At 49.8% G+C, this 8,163-nt stretch carries 9 protein-coding genes and 1 pseudogene; 7 read left to right on the forward strand and 3 right to left on the reverse strand.

Translation table 11 applies throughout. The annotated features are described in order from the left end of the window. Together AQR02_RS23420 and AQR02_RS23425 are read right to left on the reverse strand one after the other, a co-directional pair. Positions 1-885, reverse strand: an 885-nt coding sequence (locus AQR02_RS23420) for a LacI family DNA-binding transcriptional regulator (protein WP_082452046.1), incomplete at its 3' end; no start/stop codon positions are given. Positions 886-1,230: 345 nt separating this feature from the next. Then, on the reverse strand, positions 1,231-1,455 hold the full coding sequence (locus tag AQR02_RS23425) for a helix-turn-helix domain-containing protein (RefSeq protein WP_019908812.1): 225 nt from the start codon (positions 1,453-1,455) through the stop codon (positions 1,231-1,233). Positions 1,456-1,688: 233 nt separating this feature from the next. On the opposite strand from AQR02_RS23425, the gene AQR02_RS23430 reads away from it, so the two are divergent. The 4 genes from AQR02_RS23430 to AQR02_RS23445 all read left to right on the forward strand — a co-directional run bounded on the left by AQR02_RS23430 (position 1,689) and on the right by AQR02_RS23445 (position 4,850). Next, on the forward strand, positions 1,689-2,948 hold the full coding sequence (locus AQR02_RS23430; protein ID WP_054942824.1) for a copper amine oxidase N-terminal domain-containing protein: 1,260 nt from the start codon (positions 1,689-1,691) through the stop codon (positions 2,946-2,948). A 208-nt stretch (positions 2,949-3,156) separates the two neighbouring features. Then, positions 3,157-3,918, forward strand: coding sequence for a SagB/ThcOx family dehydrogenase (locus AQR02_RS23435; RefSeq protein ID WP_054942825.1), 762 nt, complete (start codon positions 3,157-3,159; stop codon positions 3,916-3,918). A 220-nt stretch (positions 3,919-4,138) separates the two neighbouring features. Then, positions 4,139-4,621 carry a DUF2975 domain-containing protein gene (locus AQR02_RS23440; protein WP_054942993.1) on the forward strand — a complete coding sequence of 161 codons (483 nt, stop codon included), beginning with the start codon at positions 4,139-4,141 and terminating at the stop codon, positions 4,619-4,621. A 10-nt stretch (positions 4,622-4,631) separates the two neighbouring features. Then, a complete protein-coding gene (locus AQR02_RS23445) occupies positions 4,632-4,850 on the forward strand; it encodes a helix-turn-helix domain-containing protein (protein WP_054942826.1) in 219 nt (72 codons plus the stop codon). A gap of 109 nt (positions 4,851-4,959) precedes the next feature. Here the strand turns inward: AQR02_RS23445 and AQR02_RS23450 are convergent, their stop codons facing one another. Beyond that, entirely contained in the window at positions 4,960-5,154 is a 195-nt protein-coding gene (locus AQR02_RS23450; RefSeq protein WP_148449190.1) for a hypothetical protein, read from the reverse strand. A 422-nt stretch (positions 5,155-5,576) separates the two neighbouring features. Between AQR02_RS23450 and efeO the strand changes: the two genes are divergently transcribed. From efeO to AQR02_RS34795, 3 genes and pseudogenes are all read left to right on the forward strand, one after another. After that, the gene (gene efeO, locus AQR02_RS23455; RefSeq protein ID WP_054942828.1) at positions 5,577-6,470 is read left to right on the forward strand and encodes an iron uptake system protein EfeO; all 894 of its coding nucleotides are present in this window, start codon (positions 5,577-5,579) and stop codon (positions 6,468-6,470) included. Positions 6,471-6,475: 5 nt separating this feature from the next. Beyond that, the gene (gene efeB, locus AQR02_RS23460; RefSeq protein ID WP_054942829.1) at positions 6,476-7,780 is read left to right on the forward strand and encodes an iron uptake transporter deferrochelatase/peroxidase subunit; all 1,305 of its coding nucleotides are present in this window, start codon (positions 6,476-6,478) and stop codon (positions 7,778-7,780) included. 43 nt (positions 7,781-7,823) lie between these two features. Beyond that, positions 7,824-8,163 (forward strand): annotated as a pseudogene (locus tag AQR02_RS34795) (iron permease); the annotation flags it as partial.

Below are 8,163 nucleotides of genomic sequence, written 5' to 3' on the forward strand. Positions count from 1 at the left end.
GGCAGCGGCTCCCATCTCGTAGAGATGGTTGTCGATGGTGGTGATGCCGAGCAGCCGGCCGATCGGCTGATTGTCGAAGCCCATGACCGCAAGATCCTCTGGGATGCGCAGCCCGTGCTTGCGGGCCTCGATGATCAGGCCCGCGGCGACATGATCACCGGTAATGATCAGCGCATCGGGCCGGTCCTTCATGTCCAGCAGTGAACGTGCTACCTCCGCTCCGTCCTCCTCCGCCATGCAGTCGTAGACCATCCAATCCTCCCGGAAGGGAAGGTTATTCTCGGATAGAAAAGTACGGAAGGCGTACTGCCGGATGGAGGCGCTGCTGCCGTTCTGCCTGCCCTCACAGTACCCGATTTTGCGGTAGCCTTTGCGGGTCAAGTACTCCAGGCCATGCCAAAAAGCCGAATAATGCTCAATATAAACCGAGGAGAAACGCCGTTCACCGCTGTCCTGGCAGGTAATGATCGGACCGTAATCCGTATATTTCTCGATCACCTCCGGCTGGAGCGCCGTAGACACGATGACCACGCCGTCAATTTCCTTGTTGCGCAGCATCTCAAGCACCTTCAGCTCCTCCTCCGCTGTATAATTGCTCTGGCAGAGAATCAGCCGGTACTGTGCATTCAGCGCTTCATGGGCCAGCCCGTCCATCACAATCGAGAAGTAGTATAAATTAATATACGGCAGAATTACCGCAATGGCTCCGGTACGCCCGGTAATCAGATGCACGGCATTCATATTCCGGGTGTAGTGTAATTGCTCTATGGTATTAAGCACGGCGGCTCTTTTGTTGTCGCTGACATAAGGATGATTATTAAGCACACGGGATACAGTCGTTACGGAAACCCCGGCGATGCGGGCGATTTCTTTAATGTTGGCCATCAGCAAGCTTCCTCCTGAATAGGATGGTACTGGTTTTATTTTACCACACCTGCCTTTAATAACTGCTCATGAAAAAAAGCTTGCTATGGAATCCATTTCATATACTACACTGGTTCTGCAACAGCTTACCGGACTAAACTGGCGTGACCGAAAGGGCGTGACAGACCGGTACAGTACGTGTTTTTGCCGCCGGAGGGCGGTTTTTTATTTTGCAAAGCATTACACTTCAGCTTGTCTGAAGCTGAAACATCCTTCACTGCAGTGACCAGCGCTAACAACAAAAAACCTCCCCTCATCCCGAAGGATAAAAGAAGGCATAAACGTGTCACTTCTGAAGCACGGTAGCTATATTTTCAGCTCCCCAAGCTTGATCAGCTCGACAACCGCTTGCGAACGGCCTTTTACGTTTAATTTTTGCATGACATTGGAGATGTGGTTGCGGACGGTTTTTTCACTGATGAATAACAATCCGGCAATATCCCGTGTAGTTTTGTCTTGCACAAGAAGCTCGAATACTTCGCGCTCGCGGTGCGTCAACAGAAATTTGCTGTGATGTTCGTTCCCTTTCAATGGTGTCACCCCTCCTTGCTCGGGTTTGTTTGGTATAACAAGGTAAAGGGATACAGTCAAATCATATTATGTATGCGGAATGTTAATTGTGCGGTAGTTGCCCTAAAATGGGCGCGGGAAAGATATCAGAATGATATGCGTTCTAACATGGTAAATAATTCATTTATAAGGTATGTTTCTGTCAGTACTATGTAACAGGTATTGCATGAATGTTCATTTGGGAGGGAATTATTTTGAAACCCTTATTATCATTTTTATTGGTCATAAGTTTCATATCTGCGATGGCTACGAGCGCAGAAGCCGGGTCCGGCACTAAGGATATTACGGTTATTATTGATGGAGTCAAGCAGAATTACAGTGTGATGCCGGTAAATGTGAAGGGCTCTGTACTTGTACCGATGCGGGCCATTTTTGAAACGCTGCAAGCCAAAGTCTATTGGAATCAAGCCAAACAACAGATTACGGCGGCAAGAGGCGTCTCCATTATCACGCTTACTGTTAATTCCACAGATGCATCTATTGACGGAAATTCTACCAAGCTTAATTCCTCTCCTCAAACAATAAACGGCAACACAATGATCCCGTTGCGTTTTGTCGCTGACGCGCTACGCGCTGATGTTAAATGGGACACAGCCAGCCAGACTGTCACAATTGACTCCAAGGGGCTTTCCACAGCCGTATCCAATGCCGCACCTCCAGCAGCCAATCCGGAAGACGACAAAGCGCAAATTGTAGCAGTCCTTACCCGGAATATTAATTCTTTAAGCAATGGTGACGGACAAGGGTACCTTGATACTTGGGATAAAACCTCCGAAACGCTGCAGAGCTTGGAGAACTACTTCAGCACTCAATCGTATCGTTACTCAATGGAGGGTATTCCAACGATACAATTAAACGGCTCAAGCGCCTCTGCTAAGCTGACCGAGATTGTATCGCGGGTTGACGATAAGGGCTTGCCGAGCGAGCGTCCTGCGTCTACCCATCGTAGTTTTTATACTGTGAACCTGATTAAACGGACAGGCGGGTGGAAAATACAAAGCTTTACGTCTTACCGGACGCCAGAGGTTGTTCCGGTTGCAGAATCTAAAGTAGACACCGGGGTATACGGGCTAATCCGCAATATGACCGTAGCTGAGTATAACCGGGATATTCAGGCTTATATGAACAGCTTCACCGGCCAGTCTCCGTCAACTACAGCTATTCAACAATGGATGGACCTGATTCATCTGAATGAAACGCTTGTGCCGGGCACCAGATTAACGTCTGCCAAAGGAACGGACTTGTATGGACCTGCAGCGAGCCTGGACATAACAATGAACGTATTCCCTATTGATGCCAACGGCAACTTCCTTGAGAATCAGGCGCCGTTCGCCGTAATTTACGCAATTGATGCAGCCAAGGAAAACGGCGAATGGAAAATCACAAGCATCAGGCTGAAAAGCAAACTTGACCCGGAACAAGCGAAGCTGCTTAGTCCATACATTCAGCAGTAACTCCTGAGAAATGAAGACTGAAATCTCATAAATAATATAAGAGCTGACTTTTCTTCAGAAGTGACACGTTTAAGCCTTCTTTTATCCTTCGGGGTGAGAGGAGGCTCTTTTGTTTACTCTCCAAAAGAGCGGATAGTGAGTTCGATCACCGTTAAAAATTTCTGACATGATAAATTAAAGCTATTAAGGCAACTCAGGAGGATTTGTGATGACAAGATTCGAACAACAAAGGCAATTTCTAAAATCTAATTTCCATGAATTCAAACATATAAAAACAGATAAGATCAAGGGAATAACACAGCCGCCAATTGTTAAGCCCTTTGATCCGAAATCAGTACTTATCGATTTGCCAAAGGTCAGCAAAGATGTTGTTAGTAACGAAAACATTTTTAATTGTATAGATCAGAGAAGAAGTACCCGGTTTTATTCTGCGGACACTTTATGTCTTGAGGAGTTATCCTATTTATTATGGGCAACCCAGGGGATCACAGGTATGAATAAGATTGGTCTTACGCTCCGAACGGTGCCCTGCAGCGGGGCGACACACACCTTTGAAACCTATTTAATGATTATGCGGGTAGAAGGCATTCAGCAGGGAATCTACAGATACCTTCCGGTGGAACACAAGCTTTTATTTATGTTTGAATTGGATGAGCTTGAACAAAAGATTGATGCGGTTACTTTGGATCAGCCCTTTGTCCCTAACTTTGCCAAAAAGGCTGCTGTACTGTTTGCATGGAGTACAACACCCTACCGGTCCGAATGGAAGTATGATATTTCAGCCCACAAAAAAATCCTCATCGATGTTGGTCATGTATGTCAAAACCTTTATTTATCCAGTGAATCCATCGGTGCAGGTGCATGCGCAATTGGAATCTATGATCAAAAGCTGATTGATGAAATTTTAAGATTAGACGGTGATGAAGAATTTGTGATCTATCTGAGCGCAGTCGGAAAGAAGCGGGAATAGCGGCCCGCAGGTGCTTCAGAAGTGACACCTTTATGCCTTCCCTTATCCTCCGGGATGAGGGGAGGTTTTTTGTTGCGGAAAATTACTGGTATAGGTATATATATTATGATTTAACAATAATAATATATTTAATAACATCACTTTTTTATTGTAAAACGATATATTTTGTGTTAAATTCGAATTAATCACAACAATAAGCGGGGGATTTATTATGGAACGTATGGAACGTGGTACAACACTTTTTTTGAAGGCGGCTGTGATTCTGATTGGCATTCCGGTACTTGCGATATGCATCTTTCTGGTACCGGGAATTGGGGAGTTTGCTGCTGAATTGTACCCGGATTATCGGTTTTTGAAGGTGCTCGTATGGATCGATTTGTATGCAACGGTGCTGCCCTTTTACTTCGCCCTGTATCAGACCTTTAAGCTGTTAGACTACATTGACAAGCACAAGGCGTTCTCGGAATTATCGGTGCAGGCTCTTAAGCGAATCAAATACTCTGCGATTGCCATCAGCAGCTTGTTTGTACTGGGCCTGCCTCTCTTCTACCTAATGGCGGAGAAAGACGATGCGCCCGGGATCATAGTCATCGGACTGATTCTGATTTTTGCCTCCATGGTAATCGCAGTGTTTGCGGCAGTGCTTCAAAGGCTTTTAAAAGAGGCCATCGAACTAAAATCCGAAATTGATCTGACGGTCTGAGGTGAACATAATGGCGATTATAATCAATATTGATGTGATGCTGGCAAAGCGGAAAATGAGCGTAACCGAGCTCTCGGAGCGGGTTGGAATCACGATGGCTAACCTTTCTATTCTGAAAAACGGCAAGGCAAAGGCGGTCCGGTTATCCACTTTAGAAGCGATTTGTAAGGCTTTAGAGTGTCAGCCCGGAGATATTCTGGAATACAAAAGCGATGACGGCAGGGAGTAAACCGAAGATAAACCCAATAAAAGGCCGCAGCTCCGGAGCATCCTCCGGGCCTGCGGCCTTTGGTTACAGGTTAAGTTATTCATTCCTTCTTTATCTGAAGCCGCTAAGATTAATGGTATTTGACCGACTTAATCCGGGCCTGTTCTTCATAAGTGAGCGGGCTTGGGGATTGTGGCGTATGCAGATGCCGTTGTACGGTGTATTCCATCTTCAGATACTCTTCCTCTCCGGAAGTCATCCCCGGCTGCCAAATTCCTACTACCCAATTTTTAAGTCCCTTAAGTCCTTCCAGCATTACGTTCATCCTCCTTGAGCGATGAAATCTATAGTCAACAGCTGTTTTGTTTACGCTTTCATTATAACATAACCAAGTAATTTTGAAAGAGGTGTCCACAGGAAAAAGACAATATTTTGTGACCATTGTATGATAACCTCATATTCCTCAAGGGTTTTGTATTCTTATGGAGGAACATTGTATTTATACAGGAGACACTTTGTACAAGCCTTGATTTCGACCCTATGTCTGCAAATCTAGCGCAGCGTTATTACCTAATACATCCCTTTTTGGAAGAGGACAGGATTGTATTTGTGATATACGTCACATTTTTTTGTTGACAGCCCCTATGCAGGGATTTATGATAAATCCAGCATAAATGATAACGATTATCATTTACACGTGAGGACGTTGCTCTACTATCTTTTACATAAACAAAGGGGTGTTCTAATTTGAAATTTAATTTCGCTGTTCCCGCCGGGCTGCTCGTTGCCTCCATTCTGTTCACCGGATGTGCAAGCAATGACAACAGCAATAACAACAATTCGGGAAATGAGGCAGCTGCTGCTGGCAGCAGTAGTGCAGCCAATGCGCCCGCTTCAACAACCGTACCCGCTGCTGCCGATTTAACCTCAGCTATTGAACAATACCGCAATTATGTAATCGAGCAATGCGATGAGTTCGTCAAAATGACCGAAAGCTTCACCACGGCTGTAAAAGCCGGACAGCTCGAGGAAGCCAAAGCGCTGTACGCCCCTTCACGCATGCACTATGAACGGATCGAACCGATTGCCGAAGCGCTGGGGGATCTGGATCCGAATATCGATGCCCGGGAAAATGATGTAGATCCGGCTGACTGGCGCGGCTTCCATAAGATTGAACAGGCCCTCTGGCAAAACGGGACGACTGACGGGATGTCTGAAGTCGCCGACCAGCTGTTGAAGGATGCGCAGCTGCTGCGCGCCAAGGTAGAAACCACCGATATCGATGCCACGCTGCTCGTTACCGGAGCCGTCGGCCTGCTGAACGAGGTCTCCTCCTCCAAAGTTACCGGTGAGGAAGAAAGATACTCCCATACGGATCTGTATGATTTTGTAGCCAATGTTGAGGGAGCACAGAAAATCTACGAGCTGCTCAAACCGGAGCTGGCGAAAAAAGACCCTGCACTGGAGAAGACAATCGGCGAACGGTTCACCATGCTTCTAAACGAACTGGCTCCTTTCAAATCCGGTGACGGTTATGTCTCCTATGAAACCCTGAAGGAAGACGAGATCCGCAAGCTGAGCCAGAATCTGGACGCTTTGGCTGAACCGCTGTCCAATATGGGTACTATTCTGGGAGTGTGACCGGCATGAAAAAGGATAAATCTGCAAAACCCGTGACGAAGCCGGGTGAAGGATTAATGGATCAAAAATTAAGCCGCCGCGATATCCTGCGGCTTACCGGCGTCGGCGGCCTGGGGCTGCTGCTGGGCGGGACCGGTGCAGGCAGCATCATCGCTGCCCGTAAGGCGTCCGAGCCTGCCCCTGCAGTACAGGCTGCGAATGCTGACACCATCCCATTCTACGGGAGTCATCAGAGCGGTATTCTGACACCTGCGCAGAACTTCATCGTTTTTGCGGCCTTTGATCTGACGACAACCAAGCTTGCCGAAGTGAAGCAGCTGCTGGAAGCATGGACTGCTGCCTCCGCCGCGCTCACTTCAGGCAGCCTGATCGGCAGCCTCAATGACAACCCCAACCTGCCCCCTTCCGATACCGGAGAAGCCGATGGGCTCACTCCCTCCAAATGTACGCTTACCTTTGGGGTTGGACCTGCCTTGTTTGACGGACGTTTCGGGCTGGCTTCGAAGCGTCCGTCTACGCTTGCGGATCTTCCGGCTTTTGCAGGAGATGCGCTGGAGCCGCAGTGGTGCGGCGGCGATCTCTGCGTGCAGGCCTGCGCCGACGATCTGCAGGTGGCATTCCACGCCATCCGCAATCTGGCGCGCATCGCCCGCGGCACTGCTGTGCTGCGCTGGACGCAGGAGGGCTTCCAGCGGACCGCCGGCGCCGATCCCAAAGGCGGCACGCCGCGCAATCTGCTGGGCTTCAAAGACGGTACCGGCAATCCGGATGTGACGGATGCAGCCGCCATGCAGGAAATCGTCTGGAGCGGCAGCGGCGACGGTCCTGCCTGGATGAACGGCGGCACCTACATGGCCGTACGGCGCGTACAGCTGCGCGTTGAGGTATGGGACCGCTCCCCGCTGAGCGATCAGGAAAATACCTTCGGGCGGTACCGGCAGAGCGGTGCGCCGATCGGTGCCAAGGACGAATTCGCCGACCTTAATCTGGAGGCGAAGGACGCGGCCGGACAGCCGGTTGTTCCCCCGAATTCCCACAGTGCGCTGTCGCATGGCGACGGATCGGTCAAGATTCTCCGCCGCTCCTACTCATACTCCAGCGGAATGAATCTCAAAACCGGCCAGCTCGATGCCGGTCTGCTGTTCATCAGCTTCCAAAAGGACCTGGTGAAGCAGTTCGTCAGCATCCAGCAGCGCCTCGCCAAAAGCGACATGCTGAATGAATACATTCTCCATACCGGCAGTGCCGTCTTTGCCTGCTTCCCGGGTGTCCGCGAGGGCGGATATATCGGGGAGACGCTGCTTGGCTAAAGCTTATGATCACGAATATCATTGAACGGAAGGGGTAACCCCTATGGGATGGTTGTTACATAACAAGTGGCGCCGTATGCTGGCCGCCGCGCTCTTAGGCGGCCTGCTCCTGCTGCTGCCAGGCAGGCCGGCAGCCTTCGCCGCGGCGGCGGAGCCGGTGCTGGACGAGCTGCTGCCGCCGGTCGGCAGCGCGCTCGTCCAAGCCGGCCAGGGCCGCTGGGAAGCGGCCGCCGCCGATGTAGAATCGTTCGCAGCGCTGTGGCGCACCGCGAACGAAGGCACGCCGGACCCGGCACTCGCCGGTCCGGCTGCCGAGGTAGACGCCGCACTCGCAGCTGCGGCGTCCGCCTTAGATGCGGGCGAAGATACGCCCGCATCTAAGG

This window comes from Paenibacillus ihuae (assembly GCF_001368795.1).
GTDB classification, from domain to species: Bacteria; Bacillota; Bacilli; order Paenibacillales; family Paenibacillaceae; genus Paenibacillus_AQ; species Paenibacillus_AQ ihuae.